17 protein-coding genes and 2 pseudogenes are annotated in these 23071 nt (G+C 32.5%); 10 read left to right on the forward strand and 9 right to left on the reverse strand.

What is annotated here, in order from left to right:
* Positions 1 to 26: 26 nt before the first annotated feature.
* From AC0L5U_RS18460 to AC0L5U_RS18490, 7 genes are all read left to right on the forward strand, one after another.
* Positions 27 to 2210 (forward strand): CRTAC1 family protein, encoded by a 2184-nt coding sequence (locus AC0L5U_RS18460; protein ID WP_473417899.1) that lies wholly within the window; start codon positions 27 to 29, stop codon positions 2208 to 2210.
* Positions 2204 to 4057, forward strand: a complete 1854-nt coding sequence (locus AC0L5U_RS18465; protein ID WP_473417900.1) for a T9SS type A sorting domain-containing protein — start codon at positions 2204 to 2206, stop codon at positions 4055 to 4057. The genes AC0L5U_RS18460 and AC0L5U_RS18465 overlap by 7 nt, the downstream gene beginning before the upstream one ends.
* A 20-nt stretch (positions 4058 to 4077) precedes the next feature.
* Positions 4078 to 4677 (forward strand): ImmA/IrrE family metallo-endopeptidase, encoded by a 600-nt coding sequence (locus AC0L5U_RS18470; protein ID WP_473417901.1) that lies wholly within the window; start codon positions 4078 to 4080, stop codon positions 4675 to 4677.
* A gap of 5 nt (positions 4678 to 4682) precedes the next feature.
* Positions 4683 to 5756, forward strand: a complete 1074-nt coding sequence (locus AC0L5U_RS18475) for a mannose-1-phosphate guanylyltransferase (protein WP_473417902.1) — start codon at positions 4683 to 4685, stop codon at positions 5754 to 5756.
* Between the two features lie 72 nt (positions 5757 to 5828).
* Positions 5829 to 7295, forward strand: a complete 1467-nt coding sequence (locus AC0L5U_RS18480) for a DUF389 domain-containing protein (protein WP_473418331.1) — start codon at positions 5829 to 5831, stop codon at positions 7293 to 7295.
* Between the two features lie 17 nt (positions 7296 to 7312).
* Entirely contained in the window at positions 7313 to 8008 is a 696-nt protein-coding gene (locus tag AC0L5U_RS18485) for an SDR family oxidoreductase (protein ID WP_473417903.1), read from the forward strand.
* 16 nt (positions 8009 to 8024) lie between these two features.
* The gene (locus tag AC0L5U_RS18490) at positions 8025 to 10439 is read left to right on the forward strand and encodes a glycoside hydrolase family 88 protein (RefSeq protein WP_473417905.1); all 2415 of its coding nucleotides are present in this window, start codon (positions 8025 to 8027) and stop codon (positions 10437 to 10439) included.
* Between the two features lie 76 nt (positions 10440 to 10515).
* Here the strand turns inward: AC0L5U_RS18490 and AC0L5U_RS18495 are convergent, their stop codons facing one another.
* From AC0L5U_RS18495 to AC0L5U_RS18510, 4 genes are all read right to left on the reverse strand, one after another.
* Complete coding sequence (locus AC0L5U_RS18495) at positions 10516 to 11931, reverse strand: sulfatase-like hydrolase/transferase (RefSeq protein ID WP_473417908.1); 1416 nt, start codon at positions 11929 to 11931, stop codon at positions 10516 to 10518.
* A gap of 40 nt (positions 11932 to 11971) precedes the next feature.
* A complete protein-coding gene (locus tag AC0L5U_RS18500; protein WP_473417909.1) occupies positions 11972 to 12337 on the reverse strand; it encodes a sulfatase-like hydrolase/transferase in 366 nt (121 codons plus the stop codon).
* Between the two features lie 104 nt (positions 12338 to 12441).
* Complete coding sequence (locus AC0L5U_RS18505) at positions 12442 to 13209, reverse strand: ABC transporter ATP-binding protein (RefSeq protein WP_473417910.1); 768 nt, start codon at positions 13207 to 13209, stop codon at positions 12442 to 12444.
* Positions 13209 to 13946: an MlaE family ABC transporter permease gene (locus tag AC0L5U_RS18510; RefSeq protein WP_473417911.1), complete on the reverse strand. Its 738-nt coding sequence runs from the start codon at positions 13944 to 13946 to the stop codon at positions 13209 to 13211. Before AC0L5U_RS18510 ends, AC0L5U_RS18505 begins: the two co-directional genes overlap by 1 nt.
* Before the next feature lie 139 nt (positions 13947 to 14085).
* On the opposite strand from AC0L5U_RS18510, the gene pafA reads away from it, so the two are divergent.
* Positions 14086 to 15696 (forward strand): alkaline phosphatase PafA, encoded by a 1611-nt coding sequence (gene pafA, locus AC0L5U_RS18515; RefSeq protein ID WP_473418332.1) that lies wholly within the window; start codon positions 14086 to 14088, stop codon positions 15694 to 15696.
* Entirely contained in the window at positions 15697 to 16506 is an 810-nt protein-coding gene (locus tag AC0L5U_RS18520) for a DNA/RNA non-specific endonuclease (protein WP_473417912.1), read from the forward strand.
* Here the strand turns inward: AC0L5U_RS18520 and AC0L5U_RS18525 are convergent.
* The 4 genes and pseudogenes from AC0L5U_RS18525 to gcvP form a co-directional block, all read right to left on the reverse strand.
* A pseudogene (locus tag AC0L5U_RS18525) lies at positions 16499 to 17346 on the reverse strand (glycosyltransferase family 2 protein). The gene AC0L5U_RS18520 and the pseudogene AC0L5U_RS18525 sit on opposite strands and share 8 nt — an antisense overlap.
* Positions 17347 to 17349: 3 nt before the next feature.
* Complete coding sequence (locus tag AC0L5U_RS18530) at positions 17350 to 17871, reverse strand: methyltransferase (protein WP_473417913.1); 522 nt, start codon at positions 17869 to 17871, stop codon at positions 17350 to 17352.
* Between the two features lie 2 nt (positions 17872 to 17873).
* The gene (locus tag AC0L5U_RS18535) at positions 17874 to 18932 is read right to left on the reverse strand and encodes a 3-oxoacyl-ACP synthase III family protein (protein ID WP_473417914.1); all 1059 of its coding nucleotides are present in this window, start codon (positions 18930 to 18932) and stop codon (positions 17874 to 17876) included.
* A 103-nt stretch (positions 18933 to 19035) separates the two neighbouring features.
* Positions 19036 to 21884, reverse strand: a pseudogene (gene gcvP / locus AC0L5U_RS18540) (aminomethyl-transferring glycine dehydrogenase).
* 121 nt (positions 21885 to 22005) lie between these two features.
* On the opposite strand from gcvP, the gene AC0L5U_RS18545 reads away from it, so the two are divergent.
* Positions 22006 to 22824, forward strand: a complete 819-nt coding sequence (locus AC0L5U_RS18545; RefSeq protein ID WP_473417915.1) for a UbiA prenyltransferase family protein — start codon at positions 22006 to 22008, stop codon at positions 22822 to 22824.
* Here AC0L5U_RS18545 and AC0L5U_RS18550 read toward each other — a convergent pair.
* Positions 22817 to 23071, reverse strand: a complete 255-nt coding sequence (locus AC0L5U_RS18550; protein WP_473417916.1) for a hypothetical protein — start codon at positions 23069 to 23071, stop codon at positions 22817 to 22819. The two genes, AC0L5U_RS18545 and AC0L5U_RS18550, sit on opposite strands and share 8 nt — an antisense overlap.

Genomic DNA, 23071 nt, shown 5'->3' on the forward strand with positions numbered 1-23071 from the left:
TACTTTTATGATGTTAATTTTTTTAAATGTTTAGTACAGTTATACGCTTTATTTTTCTGAGTATTTTAATCAGCTTCCCATGTTTTATTAAGGCTCAAAGTTTTGTTAAGGCAAATTCTTACACCAATTTAGATGTTTTAGAAGAAAATAATGGTGTTGCAGTTGCCGATTATGATGGAGATTTAGATTTAGATATTTTTGTTGTAGCAAAGGGAAGAGAGTCTGCAGGAAATGAAATAGCGAAAAGTAGATTATTCAGAAATAATAATGATGGTTCTTTTACAGACGTTACTGATTTATCTGGGTTAACCGATTTATTTGTTTTAGGTGTTGATTTGAGAGAAACTGCAGAGGCACTAGATGGATGGAAATATGGTGTGTCTTGGGGGGATTATAATAATGACGGTTTTCCAGATATCTTTTTTACACATGCTGGAAAAGTACAGTTATTTAAGAATTTAGGCGATGGTACTTTTTCTGAAGTTACAGCATTAGCGGGCATACTTCAAAATAATGGTTGTATAAACACAGGAGCAACTTGGTTTGATTATAATAATGATGGTTATCTAGATATTTTTGTAGTTGATTGGTCTGGGTGCAGCGAGAGTTACTTCTATCATAATAACAGTAATGAAACGTTTACTGAAATGTCTTTGCAGTTAGGTCTTAATATATCCAATGTATCTCAAAGTTATATGGTAATGCCGTTTGATTTTAATGAAGATGGTTGGCTTGACATGTATATCTCTAATGACTTTGCTCAAGATAACTTGCTTTTTATAAATCAATCTGGAACCGGTTTTTTAGAAGCAGCAGCTACATATAATCTTGAAAGTGAGGAAAATGCTAACGACATGTGCATCTCTGTTAGTGATTTTGATCTTGATGGGGATTTTGATTTTTTTACAACAGGGATAGATGATAATGCTTTGTTTAGGAACAATGGAAATAACTTATTTAGTGATGTAGCCCAAGAGTTAGGAGTATTACAAACATTTTGGGCATGGGGTAGTAATTTTGCTGATTTTGATTTAGATGGAGATGAAGACCTTATAATTGTTAATGGATATGAAAGTGATGTTGAACGGGAGAATTTTTATTATAAGAACTTAACTATTGAGGGAGGTCAAATAGTATTTCAAAAAAGCACGAGCATAGTTGGTTTAGCTGATGTTACTATGAGTACAGAGTCAACTGACTTTGATTATGATAATGATGGAGATCTGGATGTTTTTATTACAAATACAGATAGGGAATCATATTTTTATGAGAATAAGTTGATTAATGCAAATGAAACTTCATCTTTAAATTGGTTTAAAATTTGGTTACAGGGAACAACCTCTAATAGAGATGCTTTAGGAAGTAAAGTTATAATTACAACCAATGCAGGTGTTTTTAAAAAATATTACTCAGGATTAGGGTTTTTATCTCAAAGTTTACAACCAGTTCATTTTGGATTAAATGAAAATACAGAAATAATTGAGCTTAAAATTGAATGGCCTTCTGGGTTAATAGAAACCTACCAAAACTTAAATAGTAATCAAACTATTAAAGCAATTGAAGGGCAGGGTTTTGAAATTTTAAATATAACTCCGAGTGCCAAAATCCCAGGATGTATTGATCCTAGTGCTTGTACTTACAACCCAAATGCAACTATTTCAAATCCTGAAAGTTGTGAATATTTAATGGTAAATGCTATAGAAGGCCCAATAAATTCAGGGTTCAATAATTTAGAAATATATACTTGTAATTTATCAAGTGAAGATACAGCTATGTGGTCCGTTGAAGGAGGTAAAATAATTGATGGACAAGGTACTAACCAAATATCGGTAAAATGGGGGATAGAAGATAAAGGTGTTGTTAAACTTATTGTAAATAATACAAGTTGTAGTAGTGAACAGCAGTCTCTTGAAATTGCTTTAAATATTCAAAATGCCAATTCAAATTATTCTGTAGCTAGAATATGGAATGAAGTACTCTTAGAAGCCATTCGGAACGATTTTGCTAGGCCTACAGTTCATGCCAGGAACTTATTTCATACAGCTGTTGCTATTTACGATTCGTGGGCTATTTTAGACAAAAATGCAGAACCTTATTTAATTGGAAATACTTTAAATGGATTTTCAAATCAATTAAACGATTTTATACCTAATGAGTCTTCTGAAGACTCCCAAAAAAAGCAATTAGTTATGCCGTTTATAGATTGTTAAACCATAGGTTTATTGGGCAACGAAACGAAGAAACTAGAAACAGGTTTGATGTTGTGATGGAGCAACTGGGTTATGAGAAAGATTTTACCTCAGTAGATTATGAAAATGGAGATGCTGCTGCTTTAGGGAATTATATAGCAAGTAGGATAATTGCCTATGGATTAGAGGATGATTCAAATGAAAACTTTTTTTATACAAACTCATACTATATACCCGTAAACCCTCCTTTGAAATTAACAGAGGTTGAAGATCTTACTGGTATTGCTAACCCGAATAGATGGCAGCCTTTAAGTTTTAGAACATTTATTGATCAAAGTGGAAATGAAATAGCAGGATCCGTGCCTCCATTTTTAAGTCCTGAATGGGGAAATGTATATCCTTTTTCTCTTTCAGAAGATAAAAAACTAACTTATCAGCGTGATGGAGATACATATCAAGTATATCATGATCCTAGTGCCCCTCCAAATCTTAGTTTAGATGCTAACACTTCTGAAAGTGAGTTGTACAAATGGAATTTCTCCTTAGTTTCATTGTGGAGTTCTCACTTAGATCCAACTGATGGTGTAATGTGGGATATATCTCCTAGAACCATTGGTAATATTGATATTGAAGAAATGCCAACAGATTTTGAAGGCCACAAAGATTTTTACAACCTTTTTGATGGTGGGGATATAAGTAAAGGACATCAAGTTAATCCTAAAACTAACACCCCTTATGATATACAAATGGTGCCAAGAGCAGATTATGCAAGGGTTTTAGCAGAATTTTGGGCAGATGGCCCAGATTCTGAAACACCTCCTGGACATTGGTTTACAATATTAAATTATGTAACAGATCACCCATTATTTGAACGTAAATTTAATGGAGAAGGAGAAACTTTAAGTGAGTTGGAATGGGATGTGAAATCCTATTTTATACTTGGTGGAGCAATGCACGATTCTGCAATAGCTGCATGGAGTATTAAAGGATGGTATGATTATATAAGACCAATTTCAGCAATAAGATATATGTCTGAATTAGGACAAAGTACAGATGAAAACCTTACAAATTACCATATTGCAGGTATTCCTTTAACTCCAGGATTTATTGAACAAATTGAAGAGGATGACCCTTTAAGTGGTAATAATAATGAGAATATTGGTAAAATTAAGGTGTTAGCTTGGAGAGGACACGATTATATAAGTAACCCACTAACTGATGTGGCTGGTGTAGGTTGGATACTAGCAAAAAATTGGTGGCCCTACCAACGTCCTTCTTTTGTAACTCCTCCTTTTGCAGGATATGTGTCTGGTCATTCAACATTTTCTAGAGCTGCAGCAGAGGTGATGACTCTCATTACTGGTGACGAATTCTTCCCCGGAGGTTTGGGAGAGTTTGTTGCTAAAAAAGATGAATTTTTAGTTTTTGAAAAAGGACCTTCTGTTGATGTTAAATTACAATGGGCAACGTATAGAGATGCCTCAGATCAAACAAGTTTAAGTAGGGTTTGGGGAGGAATTCACCCTCCTGTCGATGACATTCCTGGGAGATTAATTGGTAAAGAAATTGGTGTAGATGCTTTTAACTATGCTTTACCTTATTTCAAAGGAGGTCTACCAGAAGAAAGCAGTATAGAAACCGTAATTTATCCAAATCCAGTAATTGAAGGTGAAATTAATATTAGTAATACCAATGGAAATGAAATTATTATTATGTATGATATGACAGGAAGAGTTATTGAGATTAATCAAAAAAATTACGATGAGTTTTCTAGAGTTACAGTATTAAAATTAAACTCAAATATATCTACTGGGATTTACATCTTACAAGTTAATAAGGCAACTAATGTAGTTGTGATTAATAAATAGTTTACTTTGAGGTTTTGGTGATGATAAATTCGATATCAAGTTGTATTCCAGACGCTGCGTTATACCAAGTTTTAAAACTTTTAGAGCATGATAATCTCATCGTTAAAATTAAAAACGAACGTAAAACGAGGCATGGAGATTATAAATCCCTTCCAAACGGAAAGCATCAAATCACGATAAATTCAAACTTAAATCCCTATCGTTTTCTAATCACATTAATTCATGAAATTGCTCATTTTGAGGCTTACAAGAGTTATGGGAGATTTATTAAACCACATGGTTTAGAATGGAAGCGTACATTTCAGCATTTAATGTTACCTTTTATAAATCCAGAAATTTTTCCAAATGATTTATTGCCTTTATTAGCAAAACATTTTAAAAATCCTAAAGCTTCTAGCGATACAGATACGTTATTGGCCTTTGCATTAAAGCAATTCGACGAACCTAACGACAAAATATATATTTTCCAATTACCTTTGGGGAGCACTTTTAGATTATATAATGGGAAAGTGTTTAAAATGAATAAGAAGCGTGTCAAGCGTTTTGAATGTGTTGAGGTTAAAACAGGAAGGTTATATTTGTTTAACCCAAATGCAGAAGTAGAATTGATAAATGATTAAAAACAATGAATAAAAACTATTACGCTATATTAATGGCAGGAGGTGTTGGCTCTAGATTTTGGCCAGTAAGTACTCAAGATTTTCCAAAACAGTTTCACGACATGTTGGGAACAGGAGATACATTAATTCAAAAAACTTTTCAACGATTATCCCGTTTAATTCCAAAGGAAAATATTTTCATTTTAACTAACGAGCGCTATAATGATTTAGTTTTAGAACAGCTTCCAGAAGTTGAGCAAAGACAAGTGGTTTTAGAACCTGCAATGCGAAATACGGCTCCATGTATTTTATATGCTTCTTTGAAAATTCAGAAGGAAAACCCAGATGCAGTAATGATTGTGGCGCCAAGTGATCATTGGATTGAAGATGAAGCAACATTTTCTAAAAATGTACAGAAAGCTTTCCATTTCTGTGTAAAAAAGGATGCGTTAATGACATTGGGTATAAAGCCAACATTTCCCAATACAGGTTATGGTTACATAGAATACGATAAGTCTTCCGAGGAAGCAATAAAATCGGTAAATCAATTTAGAGAAAAACCAGATTACGAAACTGCTAAAGAATTTATTTCACAAGGAAATTTTCTTTGGAATGCAGGAATTTTTATGTGGAGTGTCAAAAGTGTGATTGCAGCTTTTAAAAGAAATCAATCTGAATTATATGATTTATTTGAAAAAGGAATTCCAGTATATAACACCGATTTTGAGGATGATTTCGTAAGAGATAACTATCCTAAGGCGGAGAATATCTCAGTAGATTATGCTATAATGGAAAAATCCAAAAACGTTCATGTTATAATTGCTGAATTTGATTGGAACGATTTAGGTACTTGGGGTAGTTTATATGATAAATTACCGAAAGATGGACATAATAATGCCATACTAAATGCAAAAACGTTAGCAGAAAATTCCGAAGGTAATATTATAAGAGCAAATAAAGGCAAACTTGTTGTAATTGATGGGCTTAACGATTATATAATCGTAGATAAAGAAGACACATTACTCATATATCCAAAAGGAAAAGAACAAAATATCAAGCAGGTTTTACAACGCGTTACTAAGAAATTTGGAGAAAAATAATATTTGAATTTTAGTTTGTTGTAACTAAAGCAAAAACTTTTGTCTTATATTGGTGTTGCCAAGACAATTTATATGGAAGAAAATAAGTTTAATTTTTCTGAAGAGGAAGTTAAGAAAGAACAAGCAGTAGAGGAGTCTAAACAAGCTGTAAAAAAAGATGCTCAAGGTTTATTTGCAAGTATTAAAAAGTTTTTAAGCGAGCTTCTAGATTTTAGAGATGACACTGATAGAGATGCTACTATTCAGGCTATTAAAGGAGATATTCCCTTTAAAGGAGCTACAGCTTGGATTTTGGTTTGTTCTATATTTGTAGCTTCTGTTGGCTTAAATGCAGATTCTACTGCGGTTGTAATTGGAGCCATGTTAATTTCCCCATTAATGGGTCCTATTCTTGGTATAGGTTTGTCTATTGCTATCAATGATATTGATACTCTAAAGAAGTCGCTTATAAACTTAGCTACGATGATAGTTTTAAGTTTATTAACTGCGTATTTGTTTTTTGAATTTTTTCCTTTAGGAAATCAAGAGACTTCGGAATTATTGGGTCGTGTAAAACCTGATATACGTGATGTGTTAATTGCCTTTTTTGGAGGTTTAGCTTTAATTATTGCACGTACAAAAAAAGGTACAATAGCTTCAGTAATTTTTGGTGTTGCAATTGCTACAGCTTTAATGCCGCCTTTATGTACAGCTGGATATGGTTTGGCAGATGGTAATTGGTCTTATTTTTTAGGAGCAATGAATTTATTTACCATTAATACCATATTTATTGCTTTGGCAACTTTTATTGTGTTGAAGGTTTTAAGGTTTCCAATGCTAAAATATGCTAATTCTGTTAAAAGAAGGCGTACTGCTAGATTTGCTGCTTTAGTAGCTATTGTAGTTATGATTTATCCAACTATTACGTTTTTAAGGGTTCTAGAGAATAGTGGTTTAGAAAATGATTATGATAATTTTATTACTGATGAAGTTAAATCGAACAGGGAACTTTGGTTTCAAAATGGAACATTAAATTCTGAGGATAAAAAGATAACGCTGTATTTTAATGGAGAAATATCAGAAGCTACAGAGGCAGATTTAAGAAATGAAATCAAAGGTTACGAGAAAATTAGTGATTTTGAATTAGAAATTAGTGGTAATAAAAACAGAAGTTTTGATAAGATCTCTGATGCTTATGACAGAGCTATTAGAGATTTAGATAAAAAAGATAACATTATTGATGGGCTTCAAAGTCAAATTGAAGAATTACAATCAAATATTACAAGCCTAAATGAGCAAATAGAATCTAAAAGCGAAACTAATGCAGTACACTTTTCTAGCTTATCTCGTGATGCAAAAGTGAGGTTTAAAGATTTAGAATATTTAGGATATTCTAAAATGTTAGAATCTAAAGATTTTATTAATATAGATACTGTTTCAGTACTACGTTTAAAGTGGAATAAAAATCTTCCAGATAGTATTCAGTCTAAAAAAGAAGAAGCTTTAAAAACTTGGATAGCCAAAGAACTTAAACAGAAGAATATTCTAATTTTGAAATAAACCGAATGGTTAAACCCTTGAGATCTATTTTAATTACTGGTGCTAACCGAGGTTTAGGTCTCGGTTTTGTTAAATCTTATTTGGAAAAAGGGTGGTTTGTTTTGGCTACATGTAGAAATTTGGATTCATCTTTAGAGTTAATATCACTTTCTGAAACAAATCAAAATCATTTAAACATTGAAACGTTAGATGTTTCAAACGAAAATTCAATAGATAACTTTTCTAACCTTATAAAGCCCCAGCAATTATCATTCGATATTGTAATAAATAATGCTGGTATTCATATCGAGGAAAACTTTGGTAGTTGGACTTCAAAAACATTTGAAGCTATTTTTAAAATAAATACCATTGGAGTCGCTCTTTTTTCTCAGGCGATAACGCCTTTCATTAAAGCAAATGGTAGTTTAGTAAATATGTCTTCTGGAATGGGTTCTGTAGCACTAAATATTAATCCTGATACAGGCTCTGATGCATATGCAATGAGTAAAGCTGCTCTTAATATTCTTACTGCCCGATTAGCTGTAAAACTTCAATCTAAAAATATTTGTGTCATTGCTTTAAGTCCAGGTTGGGTTAAAACAGATATGGGAGGAGAAGAAGCGACTTTAACTGTAGATGAAGCTATTTTCAAGTTAGTAAACACAATTAATAAATTAACAATTTTAGATTCAGGGAAATTCTTTTCAGAAGAAGGAGAAGAACTTCCATGGTAATTCTTAATCAACACCAATGAAAAATATTTTACTTTACCTTGTCGCATCAACCCTTTGTTTCAATTGTGAAAAAAAACAAGAAGAAACACCCATCATTCCTTCTGCCTCAGAAGTACTCAAGCTGACCGAAAAAGTGGCTAACTGGCAAATAGAAACTTTTGAGGAACAGGGGAAATACAGAGCATTACCTTCAAAAGAAAATAGAAAAAAATGGCACAATCGTAATAAGCACCATGAGTTAGATTGGACAAATGGAGCACTATATGCTGGCGTGTTTCAACTAAGTGAAGTATCTCATAATCCGAAATATGTCAATTGGCTTGTAAAACTTGGAGATAGAAATAATTGGAAACTTCATAAAAGAATGTATCATGCTGATGATCATACTGTGGGGCAGTTTTATTTAAGTCTACATCAAAATAACCGGTTAAGGCATATAGCATCCATTAAACCCTTACAAGCTCGGTTTGATTTAATAATTAATAGTGAGAAAGGGCAAAAATACCAATGGGATTGGTGTGATGCTTTATTCATGGCACCACCTGTTTGGTCAAGATTAGCCAAAATCACTAAAGATAGTACTTATCTTGAGTATATGAACCAACAATATCAAATGACATATAATGAGTTGTGGGATAATGATAAACAATTGTTTTATCGTGATAAATCTTATTTTGATAAAAAAGAAAAGAATGACGAGCCTATATTTTGGTCTCGTGGTAATGGATGGGTGTTTGGCGGATTAGCACTTATGATTCCCGATTTACCTCAAGACTGGGAAGGACACTCTTTTTACGAAAACATGTTTAAGCAATTGGCTAAAACCATTAAAAATACACAAAGAGAAGATGGAACATGGTCCGCAGGTTTATTAGGGGATATTAAAGATTACCCAAATATGGAAACCAGCGGAACTTCATTTTTTACCTTTGGAATTGCATGGGGGATTAACAACGGCTTGTTAGACAAAGCAACTTATGAACCTATTTTACTTAAAGCGTGGCATGCTCTTGAAAAAGCTGTAAATAAAGAAGGTATGTTAGGTTATGTGCAACCTATCGGCGCAGCTCCAGGAGAAAGTTTTAAGGATTATACCGAAGTTTATGGTATTGGTGCTTTTTTAGCAGCAGGCTCAGAGCTCTTTAAGTATATAACCAAGTTCTATCCAATTGATAAAAGTACCAATAATATCACTTTTATGGAAGATGGTGGCTGGTGCTGGTATCAAGATCCTAGAGTTGTAATTAGCAATGGTAAACTTATTATTTCTGGATTAAGCGGACAAAGTGGAGATGTAAGGTTAGGTGTTTTCGATTTAGCATCTGAAAGTATAGATAGTACTTTGGTGCTCCATGAAAAACTTCAAGTTGACGACCATAATGTGCCAGCTTTATACAATCGTCGCGATGGAAGTATATTGGCAATGTGGGCGAAACATAGTAGCGAAAAAGTACATTATTATAATATTTCTGCACCTAATGATTATTTAAAATGGGGGACTACTAAAACCTTAAATCATGAGTATAACGCAAAACAAGGCGTAACTTATATGAATTTATATAATATACAAAATGAAGGTAAACTGTATAATTTTTTTAGAGACGGGTTAAATTATAATCCAACGTTTGTTACTTCTTTAAATGAAGGCGAAACTTGGGGAAATAGAACACATTTTATAACTAACGACGTAGATGGGTTTCAAAGACCATACGCTCGATATTTACAAGTAGATAATAACACTATTGGAGTTTCTTATACTGATGCGCATCCTCGTGCTTTTGGGAATAATTTATATTATGTTGAATACACAAACAATTCATTTTATAATGTTGATGGTACTATAATTAAAAGTTTAGATGATGGACCTTTACGTTCATCACAAGCCGAAAAGTTATATAGCGGTGGTAATACTAAAAAGAAACCTATTGTAAACGAAAGTGTGCCAAATAGTGCATGGACATGTGCTATGGCAAAGGATGAAAATAATAATCCTCATATTGGTTACACGCTTTATTTGAATGATAGCGATCATCGCTACAGAATAACATCTTGGGATGGAAAAAAATGGCATGATAGAGAAATTGCTTATGCTGGGAAGTATTTATATAAAGTAGAAAGCAGTTACACGGGGCTGCTTGCTTTTGATACAGAAGACCCAACTAATGTTTATATTTCTACAGATGTTAATCCGTCAACTGGAGAAGATTTAGGTGGAAATCATGAAATTTACAGCGCAAAAATAGGTTTAGATGATGATATTTCAACTATAAAATGGCACCCAATTACTAAAAATTCACCTCACAGAAATATAAGGCCTATCGTTGTTGCAAAAGATGGCTATAAGGTACTGTTATGGCTTTATGGTCCTTGGCATAATTATCTAAATTATGATTCTAATGTAATAGGGATTATTTTAGAAAAACCAGAGTAAGTTGCTGGTTATTGGAATTAATATTTATAAAAAAAGGTATTCATTAATGAATACCTTTTTTTAGATTTTGTTGCTATTAATCCTTAATAAAAATTTTACTAAAAGTCCCAAATTCTGAGGTGGCTTTCAAAATATAAGAGCCTTTATTTAACGAAATATTCATCGGTAACTCTAAACTATTTTTACCATTTGTTTTTAAATCAGAGTAAATTAATACTGGTTTTCCTTGAATATCATAAATTGTAATATCTAAACTTTGCGAAATTGGATTCTTAAATGAGATGTTTAAATTAGACTTTACAGGATTTGGATAAATATATCCTGAAACTTTTTCACTTACTTTAATATCATCAATAGATAGTTGTATTGTAAAGCCATTAAAAGCTATTTCTTGCCAAGTCTCTGAATTACCAGAATATATGTTACTATGATTATTTCTCCAAGTGTTTTGAGCACCAGAACTATCAAAGAATAAAGGTTCAATATGAGTTAACGACCATTGGTAGGCATCATTGGCCATTTCTGCCAATATAGTTTTATAAGGTTCAATACTCGTGTTTAAAGCTTGACTATTGTTTTCACCTATATTAGTCTCCATGTCAAATAAGTACCAAGTGTTACTGTTAGAGTTATGGTATGCTTTGTATTTATCGCGTCTTATACCTATATTATTAATATTTCTATGTCTGATAGTGTAAATAGATTCTCCTGCTCTAGCATCTGTCTCACTTTTAATATTACTTAAAATATCTTTTCCGTCTAGTTGCTTTCCTGTTGGAATAGTACCATTTGCTAGAGCTACAAACGTAGGGTATAAATCAAGAGCTGATACATTAAAATCATAAGTCTTTCCTGAAGGTATGCCTTCACTTGAATTTGTGCCTGGCCAATACATGAACATTGGCACTCTGAATCCACCTTCATAAGTATCTCCTTTTACACCACGCAACGGGAAATTGTTTGCGCTTGCACCATTAGCAGTCTTGCCGCCGTTATCACTTAAAAATACAATTAAAGTATTGTTAGTTTCACCTTTTGCAGCTAATTCATCTACAATTCGTTTAACATTTTTATCAACAGAATACACCATAGCAGCATAGGTATGGCGAGCATCATCTCCATTGTAATTAATATTATAAGGCGCATTAGTTAGTACATTTTTATCAGCAGGAAGTGCTTGTATTGGAGTGTGAGGTGCATTGTAAGACATGAATAAGAAAAATGGCTGATTGTCATCAGCAGTTTCTGCCTCTTGAATAAATTCAATGGCTTTATCTGTAAATAAGTCCGTAACATAAGCATTTGTAGGTTCGTTAGCAGGACCTCTAGTAATAACAGGCGATGTTTTTTGCTCTACTAAATCCCTATTGTAAGCACCTCCAAAACCACCATTAGCTGTTGTTTTAGTGAAAAAATTATGACCGCCATTCAGCATACCATAAAAATAATCGAACCCTCTCGCTATTGGGTCAAATTGAGTGGATTGCCCCAAGTGCCATTTACCAATAACCCCAGTTTTGTAACCTGCACTTTTAAAACAGTACTAAAAAAGTTTCGTTAAGGTCTATACCTGCACTAAAATCATTTTCTGCAATATTAAATTGAGAACCAAATTCATGAGGGTATCTACCAGTCATTAAACCAGCACGACTTGGTCCACAAAAAGGATGTGTAACATAAGCAGAAGAGAATTTAGTGCCATTAGCGGCTAAATTATCTAAAGTTGGGGTTACAATATCATTTATACCTGTGTTGTTATAACCAATATCAGCATAACCCATATCATCTGTTAAAATTAGAATAATATTTGGCTCATTTTGACCTACAATCAAAAAATTGGAACAGCATATTAATGCTAATGCGCAAAATAATTTCTTAATGTTGAATTTAATTTTCATAATCAATTTAATAAAAGTATTCATTACAAAATTATGTGCTCTACATTTAGAAAAAGAGTGTTGTTTTATCCATTTAGAGTAAAATTTTACCCCATATAATTTTATTATTCATTTTCCTCCAAGTACATTTTACGTACCTTTTTGAATAAATTTGAAGAGTACACAAAGTCTGTTACTACTTCATTATCAGTTCTAAAAATAGTTTTATTAGAACCTTCCCAAGCTTTTAAGCCATTTTTTAAGAAGACAATTTTTTCGCCAATTTCCATTACCGAGTTCATATCATGAGAATTAATAACAGTAGTTATTTGATATTCATCTGTAATTTCTTGAATTAAATTATCAATAACAATAGCTGTTTTTGGATCTAAACCAGAGTTTGGCTCATCACAGAATAAATATTTTGGTTTATTTACAATTGCACGAGCAATGGCAACACGTTTCTGCATCCCACCAGAAGCTTCACTAGGCATTTTATGATGTGCATCATCTAAATTAACGCGTTTTAAAACAAAGTCTACACGATCTTCCATTTCACTCTTACTTTGTTTAGTAAACATTTGAAGTGGAAACATAACGTTTTGAGCAATTGTCATAGAATCAAACAAAGCACTCCCTTGGAACACCATCCCAATATCGGCACGAATATTACGTTTTTCATCTTCAGAAAGTTGAGAAAACACCTTCCCATCATAAGATATTGCGCCTTTTTCATAATCAAATAATCCTAATAAGCATTTCAAAAAAACTGTTTTTCCAGAACCACTTTGCCCAATAATAAGATTGGTTTTCCCTTTATCAAAAGTGGTGCTAATACCTTTTAAAACTTCAACCTCACCAAACGATTTATGTAAATCAGTAACTTCAATCATTAGCTTAATAACATTTGGGTTAAGAAATAATTTAAAATAATAATAACAACACTAGTCCACACAAATGATGTAGTACTAGCTTTACCAACTTCTAAAGCACCACCTTTCATATAATAGCCATGAAATGATGGAATAGTGGCTAAAACAAAGGCAAATACAAATGTTTTTATAAAGGCATATACCACATGAAAGGTCTCAAAATCATTTTGAATACCAACAATATAGTCTTCAAGTGTACTAAAACCACCGTAAACACAAGCTGCCATACCTCCTAAAATACCCAAAAACATGGCAATGGAAATTATAAATGGATACAATAACATTGAAATAAACTTAGGAAATACTAAATAATTCAAAGAGTTAATTCCCATAACTTCCAAAGCATCAATTTGCTCTGTAACGCGCATGGTTCCTATGCTTGATGTGATAAAAGATCCTACTTTTCCTGCCATAATTATAGACATAAACGTTGGTGCAAACTCTAAAATAATAGATTGTCTGGTTGCAAAACCTACCAAGTATTTTGGAATCAAAGGGTTATCAATATTTAGAGCCGTTTGAATAGTAACAACGCCACCAACAAAAAAGGATATAAAAGCTACAATCCCTAAAGAACCAATAATTAAATCGTCAATGTCTTTAAGAATCAGTTGTTTCATAACGCTCCATTTCGTTGGTTTACGAAACATCTCAACAATCATTAAAAAGTAAGCGCCTATATTATGGAGGTATGTCATATAAGAATTTGTAAGTGCTAAAGTAAAAAAAGTTATGCTAATTTAAATTAGCTCAACAAGTATTTAACTTTAATTATAAATATGATATATTAATATGTGTATTTTTGAATGCTATTAATTTATATCAATATGAAGTTTTATTTTTTATCTATTTGTTCTTGTATTTTCTATATCGGTTTTAGCTCAAAATGAAAAGCCAAAACTGGTTGTCGGCATTGTAGTTGACCAAATGCGTTATGATTACTTGACCAGATTTTATGAGAAATATGGAGAGTATGGTTTTAAACGAATGATGCGTGAGGGGTTTAATTGTAAAAACAACCATTTTAATTATGTTCCTACCTACACAGGCCCAGGACATTCATCAATTTATACAGGCACAACACCTAAGTATCACGGTGTTATTAGTAATAATTGGTATGATAAAGCATCGAAAAAAATGGTGTATTGTGCAGGGGACAATGGAGTTAAATCTGTTGGAACAAGTTCTATAGCTGGCCAAATGTCGCCACATCGTATGTTAACAACTACATTTTCTGATGAAAATAGATTATTCACACAAATGAGAGGAAAGACTATTGGTATCTCGATAAAAGATAGAGGCGCAATTTTGCCCGCGGGACACTCTGCTAATGCAGCTTATTGGTTTCATGGAGCAAATGAAGGCGTTTGGATTTCGAGTACCTTTTATATGGATACATTACCAAAATGGGTAAAGGATTTTAATGCTTCCAATACTGCTGAATCATATTTAAAAGATTGGAATACATTATATGATATTGAAACTTACACGGAAAGCGGAGCAGATTTAAATAATTTTGAAAAAGGTTTTAACGGAAAAGAAACGGCTACTTTTCCATACAAATTAAGAAAGTTGAAAAAGAAAAATGGGGGATTCAATATCCTTAAGGCAACACCTTATGGAAATAGTTTAACTGCTGATTTTGCTTTGGCAGCTATTGATGGAGAAGCACTAGGTCAAGATTATATTACAGATGTATTAACTGTAAGTTTTTCCAGTACTGATTACGTTGGACATAATTTTGGAGTGAATTCAAAGGAAATTGAAGATACTTACATTAGATTAGATAAAGATTTAGAACGCTTTTTTAATGCTTTAGATAAAAAAATAGGGAAAGGGGAGTATGTTGTATTTTTAACTGCCGACCACGGTGCTATTGATGTACCTGCGTATTTACAATCTGCTAGAATTCCTTCAGGGTATTTAGATAATAAAGCTCGAAAAGAAGTATTTCAAAAGTTCTTAGTAGAAACATATGGTACCAATGAAATTGTTGAGAATATCAGTAACAACCAAATATTCTTAAATAAAGGAAAAATTAAGGAACTAGATTTGAATTTAAACGATGTGCAAGAAGCAATTGTAAACGAGCAAATTACTTACAAGCATATCTCAAAAGCATATATGTCAACATCAATGGGTTCAGTAAATTTTACCGAGGGCATTGAAGCGTTATTACAAAAAGGATATAACCAAAAGCGTTCTGGCGATGTTATTTTGTTAGATGACCCTGCATATATTAATTATGGAAAAACTGGCTCAACCCACGGTAGTGGTTTAAATTACGATACACATGTGCCATTATTAATTTTTGGAAAAGGAATTAAACATGGTAACACCTTCAAAAAAACTGAAATTACAGATATAGCTCCAACAATTTCAGCACTTTTAGGAATCAGTTTTCCAAACTTCGCAATTGGTCAACCTTTAGAATTTGTTTTAGAATAAATGAATAAACGCAAATTATACGGTATTGTAGCTTTACTTGTTATATTGGGTGTTTATGGATATGAACATTTTTTAGTTGAAGAAGAAAAAGCTGAGATAGTAACTGAAGGAAAAACAACTAAGACTGATACAAATGAATACTTTTTGCCTACAAGCACTACAGCCCAAATTGTGCATCACGAAGGTTACTCATTATCGTATAATGAAAAACATGAACAAGCTGAATGGGTAGCTTATGAATTGAAAAAATCGCATCTTTCAAGCACTAATCATAAACGACCTTATTTTGAAATAGATAAGGCTGTGAAAACAGGAGCAGCAAGTTGGAGGAATTATAAAAATTCGGGATATGATCGCGGACACCTTTGTCCAGCTGGAGACAGACGTTTTTCTAAAGATGCTCATGATGAAACTTTTTTAACAAGTAATATTAGTCCGCAAGAACATCAATTTAATTCTGGAATTTGGAATAAACTCGAACAAAAAGTACGCTATTGGGCAAGAAAATACGATGGCGTTTTTGTGGTTACTGGAGGTGTTCTAAAAGGCAATATGGAAACCATTGGTACAGAGCATGTTTCTGTACCTAATCAATTTTATAAAGTATTGATTGATAATAATACTGGAAAAACTAAAATGATAGCTTTTTTAATGGCACATGAAGATTCAAATAAACCATTATATGAATTTGTTGTTTCCGTTGATGAAATAGAAGCGCTAACAGGAATTGATTTTTTTCCTGAGTTAGAAGATTCGATTGAGAAAAAGTTAGAAGCTTCAAGTAGCTATAAGGGTTGGAGTTTTAATTAAGCTTGTTAAGCATCCCTTTCCAACGTATATTTCTAATAAATTGACCCTCTTCTTGAGAAACTAAATAATCAATATTTTCTTTTTTGGCTTTGAAATAACCAGCCATATAATCTTTAAATAAACTTAGTTTACCTTTTTTGTAAGCTAGTTTTAATGCCGAAATTAAAGTGATAAAAAAGCCATAACGCATTTTATACATAGCCTCACCTTGCAAATATTTGGAAGCCTTATTATAGCTAATTCCAGTTGGTTTTAAATGTTTTACGTGAAGTGATGCATCAGTTAGAATTTTCCAGCCATAATATTTTGCCAATAATTCATCAACTGTATCCCAACCCATCGAGGGTTTTAATTGGCCTATTTGTAAAAGCATTCTTTTCTATAAGCTTTTAAAGCACCACGAATATGGTCTTTTCTTGTTAAGTTTTCTATAACCCAACCCTCATTGTTTTCGATGTAGCAAAAGCCTGAAGCCATTCCTAATTTGGCATCGTTCGCAAAATGAAGTGCTATTTTTTCTAAATAGTCATTGGGGAAAATTAAATCAGCATCAAACTTACAAATCACATCATAGTCTTCATTTAAAGTTTTATAACCTTTATAAAATGCATTAATAATTTTAGAACCAGGTAAATGTTTGTCAGATGATTTAGTATTTACAAGAGAAATGAAAGCATGCTTTTGAGCATAACCATCTACTATAGGTTCTGTTTTATCTGTAGAATTATCATTAACTACAACTACTTGTTTTGGTTTTAAGGTTTGATTTACCAAAGAATATAGCGTTAAACCAACAGAGTCTGCTTCGTTGTGAGCTGGTATAATAATAGAGAAATTCATTATTTAAACTCTTTCAGCATAAACAATATAGTATCTGGGTGTAAACCATCTTAGAATAGGGCGTAATCCAATTTTTTTTGTTGGATTAGTCCATTTTTGGCTATCAATAATTTTCCATCCCGCTTTTTCTAATAACCAGTCAAATTGCCAATCTTCAAATTCGTGGTAGTGTCTGTCAAGCATATCTGTTTTACTTCGATAAGCTGAAGAAAACCATAATTTTAATGGTACACTAGCTACTAATTTATCGGTTTTAATAGACTTTAAAACTGTAAAAGGGGATAAGAGGTGCTCAAAAATTTCAAAAGCTGTAACAACCTCCGCAACAGAATTTTCAATAGTTGTTGTATCAATATCTAAATCTTCTCCTTTTGTGTTTTCAACTGAATAACCATTATTAACCATGATTTCGGTAAATGGATTTTCAACGCCTAAATCTAAAATAGATTTGGATTTAGAAACGTGTTTTTTCAAAAATTCAATAGTATGTTTGAATCGTTTGTTGGGATATGTGTTCTCGTACATTATTACTGCTTGTAAACTATAGCATTAATATTCATGCCTGCTCCTACACTTGCGAAAATAATAACATCGCCTTTGTTTATATGTTGGTTTTTTAGTGCTCCATTTAAAATCATATCATATAGAGTTGGTACAGTAGCTACGCTAGAATTTCCTAATTTACCAATACTCATTGGCATTATGCCTTCTGGCATATCCATATCGTGAAGTTCATAAAAACGTTTTACAATCGCCTCATCCATTTTTTCATTAGCTTGATGAATCAATATTTTTTTAACTTCAGAAATGTCTATGCCACTTTTATCTAAACACGATTTCATTGCAAGGGGAACATTTGTAAGTGCAAATTCGTAAATTTTTCTACCGTACATTTTTATGTATCTGCGGTTATCATCTATTTTAGGGTTGTTAGTTTCTCCAAAATAAATAAAATGTGCTTCATCTAAGGCAAATGTAGCAGTTTCATGTGTTAGAATTCCACCTTCTTCTTCTGTAGATTCTATCACTACTGCGCCAGCACCATCACTATAAATCATCGAATCTCTATCATAATCATCAATAACACGTGATAATGTTTCTGCACCAATGATCAAACACTTTTTAGCAATTCCAGATTTAATAAAAGCATTGGTTTGAATAACACCTTCTACCCAACCTGGACAACCAAACAACAAATCATAAGCAACACATTTAGGGTTTTTTATGCGCAATAGATGCTTAACTCTTGATGCTATGCTAGGTGCAGTGTCGCTTTGCTGACTATCATGTCGAACATCTCCGTAATTGTGAGCGACGATGATATAATCTAAATCTTCACGATTGATTTTTGCATTTTCAATAGCTTTTTCAGCTGCAAAAGATGCAATATCAGAAGTGTTTAAATGTGGTTTTGCATATCTACGTTCGTCAATTCCAGTTATTGCTTTAAATTTCTTTACAATAACTTCACTAGGAGCTTTGATAGTAGAACCATCACTATTTAAAAATTGATGATTGTGAAAGTTTTCATTCTTTTCAATATTCGAGGGGATGTAACTTCCTGTGCCAGTAATCTTGATGTTCATAGATCTAAAAATTGCTTTAATTTATAATCTTACAAGCAATATAAATTTTTGAATAGAATTTTAAATTTGAAATTTCCAGTTTTTACGATGTTCAAAGTTAGTTTTAAGCCTCCATATATTCCTCAATTGGTGCACAAGTACAAATTAAATTTCTATCACCATAAGCATCATCAACACGTCTCACAGATGGCCAAAACTTATTAGAAGACAAGTAATCTAAGGGGAAAGCAGCTTTCTCACGAGAGTAAGGTAAGTACCATTCATCCGAAGTAATCATTTCTAAAGTATGCGGCGCATTTTTTAAAACGTTATTTGGTTCATCTTTATTTACGGTGTCAATTTCATGTTTAATAGAAATCATAGCATCACAAAAACGATCTATTTCTTCTTTGCTTTCACTTTCGGTAGGTTCAATCATCATTGTGCCTGCTACTGGGAAAGATACTGTTGGCGCATGGAATCCATAATCCATTAAGCGTTTTGCAATATCAGTAACTTCTATGCCATTAGCTTTAAAAGGGCGACAATCTATAATCATTTCATGTGCAGCTCTACCACGTTCTCCAGAATATAAAGTGTCGTAAGATCCTTCTAATCTGTGTTTTATGTAGTTTGCATTAAGTATTGCAATTTTTGTAGATTCGGTTAAGCCTTTAGCTCCAAGCATTTTTATGTAACCATAAGAAATAAGACAAGCCAAAGCAGAACCAAAAGGAGCTGCAGAAATAGCTGTAATTGCATCTTTACCTCCAGTTTTAACTAGTGGATTTCCAGGTAAAAAAGGTACTAATTGTTTTGCAACACAAATAGGGCCAACTCCTGGGCCTCCACCACCATGGGGAATAGCAAAAGTTTTATGTAAATTTAGGTGGCACACATCTGCACCAATATTTCCAGGATTTGTTAAGCCAACTTGAGCATTCATATTGGCACCATCCATATAAACTTGTCCACCATTATCATGAACAATTTTAGTGATTTCTTTTATAGCAGATTCATAAACACCATGTGTAGACGGGTAAGTAACCATTAATGCTGAAAGGTTATCTTTATGTAATTCTGCTTTTTCACGTAAATCATCAACATCAATATTCCCCTCTTCAGTAGATTTAGTAACTACCACCTTCATACCAGCCATAACAGCACTTGCGGGATTTGTGCCATGAGCAGAAGATGGTATCAAACAAATATTTCTATGATAATCTCCACGAGATTCATGATATGCTTTAATAACCATTAACCCAGCAAACTCTCCTTGCGCTCCTGAATTTGGTTGTAAAGATGTTGCTGCAAAACCTGTAATTTCAGTTAACTGGTCTTCCAAAGCTTTTAAAACCTCTAAATAACCTTTTGCTTGTTTTAAAGGCACAAAAGGGTGGATATTAGCCCATTTAAAAATACTTAGAGGCAGCATTTCAGAGGCAGCATTTAATTTCATGGTACAAGACCCTAGTGAAATCATAGAATGGTTTAATGCCAAATCTTTACGTTCTAAAGATTTGATGTAACGCATCAATTCTGTTTCTGAATGGTATTTATTAAAGACTTCTAGTGTCAAAAAATCTGATGTTCTACTAACTGAACTTTTAATGTTGTCAGCAGGAGTAACTTCAGTAATAACAATAGTTTCTTTTTCAACAGCTTCAGCAAAAACAGAAATTAAATAATTAATATCTCTTATTGAAGTAGTTTCATTAATAGCTATAGTAACAGTATCCTTATCAGGATACCAAAGGTTTACTTTTTTATCTGAAGCTACTTTTTTATCTTTTTAGCTTTTGTTTTAATTCGAAGCGTGTCAAAAAAAGACGTATTAATTTGATTGTAACCCAAAGACTCTAGGGTTTCAGCAAGTTTAGAAGCCTTATTATGAACTTTATTTGCTATGAATTTTAGACCTTGAGGACCATGATAAACAGCATACATACTTGCCATAACAGCCAATAAAACTTGAGCAGTACAGATGTTTGATGTTGCTTTATCTCTTTTTATATGTTGCTCTCTAGTTTGAAGAGCCATACGTAAGGCACGGTTACCATTTACGTCTTTTGTAACTCCAATAATACGTCCAGGTAAATCTCTTTTGTAAGCCTCTTTAGTAGCAAAATAAGCAGCATGTGGGCCTCCATAACCCATTGGGATTCCAAAACGTTGTGTTGTACCTACAACTACATCTGCTCCAAATTTTCCTGGAGCTTCAAGTTTCACTAAACTTAAAATATCTGCAGCAACAGCAACTTTTATTTCAGTATCATTAGCTTTTTCTATAAAAGTTTTAATATCTGTAACTTGTCCGTCTTTTCCAGGGTATTGTAAAATGGCTCCAAAGAAATCAGATGAAAAATCAAAATTATCTTCATTACCAACTACTAATTCAATACCAATTGGTGTAGATCTTGTTTGAAGTAGAGACAAGGTTTGAGGTAAAATGTGTTCAGAAACGAAAAACTTATTGATACCTGCTTTTTTCTGTGTACGACTTCTAACAGCAAATAACAAACTCATAGCTTCAGCCGCGGCAGTACTTTCATCTAACAACGATGCATTTGCGATTTCCATACCAGTTAAATCTGTAACCATGGTTTGGAAATTTAAAAGCGCTTCTAATCTACCTTGTGCAATTTCAGCTTGGTATGGTGTATAGGCAGTATACCACCCTGGGTTTTCTAGAATATTTCTTTGAATTACCGCAGGCATTATTGTAGGATGATAGCCTAAACCAATATATGTTTTACGTGCTTTATTTTTCTTAGATAAATCATGAATATGTAACAAATATTCATACTCCGTCATAGGTTCATTTAAATTTAAACCTTTTTTTAAGCGAATTCCATCAGGAATTGTCTCAGAAATTAGTTCATCTAAAGTGTTTAAACCAAGAGCATCTAACATTAATTTTTGATCTTCTTGACGAGGACCAATATGACGCAAAGCGAAAGCATTTGTATTCATTTCAAGCGAAATTTGTTAAGTAATTTGCAAAAATAATTAATAATTAGAAGGTTTTATTGCGAAAAATGGAAAGTTTTTAACCAATTGGTGACTTTATTAACAGTTTGTTTATTTTTACCAAGTGATAATTTTTAGACAACTCCTTAATTTTTATATAAACAGTAGTGTTCACGTAGCTTTAGCGGTATATGCGTTAACTTGGATTACCTTGTTAGAACTCGATTTAGAGTATAATGAAACTGTTTTGTATTTTGTGTTCTATGCATCCGTTACAGGATATAATTTTGTGAAGTATTTTGGAATAGCAAAATTCCATCATAAGCAATTGACAAACTGGTTAAAATTAATTCAAATATTATCTTTTTTTTGTTTTTTACTGATGTGCTATTATGGTTATCAATTAGAAACTAAAACAATAATTTGGATTTTAGGTTTTGCTATTTTAACGTTTTTATATGCTATTCCATTTCTACCAAAAAGCAAAATTTCCTTAAGAAATATAGGAGGCTTAAAGGTGTATATTATAGCTTTGGTATGGGCTGGAGTTTCGGTTTTTATTCCCATTTTAAACGATAATTATTCTATTAATGCAGATGTTGTGTTATTATGTTTTCAACGTTTTTTCTATGTTTTGGTATTAATGTTACCTTTTGAAATTAGAGATTTAAAATACGACAATAAGCAACTAGCAACACTACCTCAAAAAATAGGAGTTAAGGGTACTAAATTTTTAGGAGGGGTATTAATAACTTTATTCTTCTTTCTTGAATTTTTTAAAGATGAAACAGAAATTAAAAGAATTATGCTTTTACTTGTGGTTTCAGTAATTACAATGCTTTTTGTTCTTTTTTCTAAAGTTGAACAGGGGAGATATTATAGTTCGTTTTGTGTAGAGGGGTTACCAATATTATGGCTAATACTTTTGTTAATTGCTAATTAGAAACTTCTTTCAAGGCTTTATCAAAGTCTTTTTTCATAGCATCTTTAAGCTTTTTATCTAAACATTCAACATCAGCTTTTTTCATCGTTTTTGTAAGTATAGCATTGTTTTTTGTGTACTTTCTACATGCTCTACAATAAATTAAGTGGATATTTAATTTTATTTTTTCCCACAAAGTGGCCTCCTTGTATTGTGTTTTATCACAAACATGATTTGCTTCGTCACAAGGAATTATCATTTTAGTCAT

The sequence above is a fragment of the Jejuia sp. G7-7 genome (assembly GCF_055808955.1).

Coding starts and splice junctions, on each gene's coding strand:
- AC0L5U_RS18480 (WP_473418331.1), top strand. CDS start 5,829: ATGGAAGAAAATAAGTTTAATTTTTCTGAAGAGGAAGTTAAGAAAGAA.
- AC0L5U_RS18550 (WP_473417916.1), bottom strand. CDS start 23,071: ATGACTAAAATGATAATTCCTTGTGACGAAGCAAATCATGTTTGTGAT.
- AC0L5U_RS18490 (WP_473417905.1), top strand. CDS start 8,025: ATGAAAAATATTTTACTTTACCTTGTCGCATCAACCCTTTGTTTCAAT.
- AC0L5U_RS18500 (WP_473417909.1), bottom strand. CDS start 12,337: ATGAAAATTAAATTCAACATTAAGAAATTATTTTGCGCATTAGCATTA.
- AC0L5U_RS18510 (WP_473417911.1), bottom strand. CDS start 13,946: ATGACATACCTCCATAATATAGGCGCTTACTTTTTAATGATTGTTGAG.
- AC0L5U_RS18460 (WP_473417899.1), top strand. CDS start 27: ATGTTTAGTACAGTTATACGCTTTATTTTTCTGAGTATTTTAATCAGC.
- AC0L5U_RS18470 (WP_473417901.1), top strand. CDS start 4,078: ATGATAAATTCGATATCAAGTTGTATTCCAGACGCTGCGTTATACCAA.
- AC0L5U_RS18530 (WP_473417913.1), bottom strand. CDS start 17,871: ATGTACGAGAACACATATCCCAACAAACGATTCAAACATACTATTGAA.
- AC0L5U_RS18505 (WP_473417910.1), bottom strand. CDS start 13,209: ATGATTGAAGTTACTGATTTACATAAATCGTTTGGTGAGGTTGAAGTT.
- AC0L5U_RS18475 (WP_473417902.1), top strand. CDS start 4,683: ATGAATAAAAACTATTACGCTATATTAATGGCAGGAGGTGTTGGCTCT.
- AC0L5U_RS18535 (WP_473417914.1), bottom strand. CDS start 18,932: ATGAACATCAAGATTACTGGCACAGGAAGTTACATCCCCTCGAATATT.
- AC0L5U_RS18520 (WP_473417912.1), top strand. CDS start 15,697: ATGAATAAACGCAAATTATACGGTATTGTAGCTTTACTTGTTATATTG.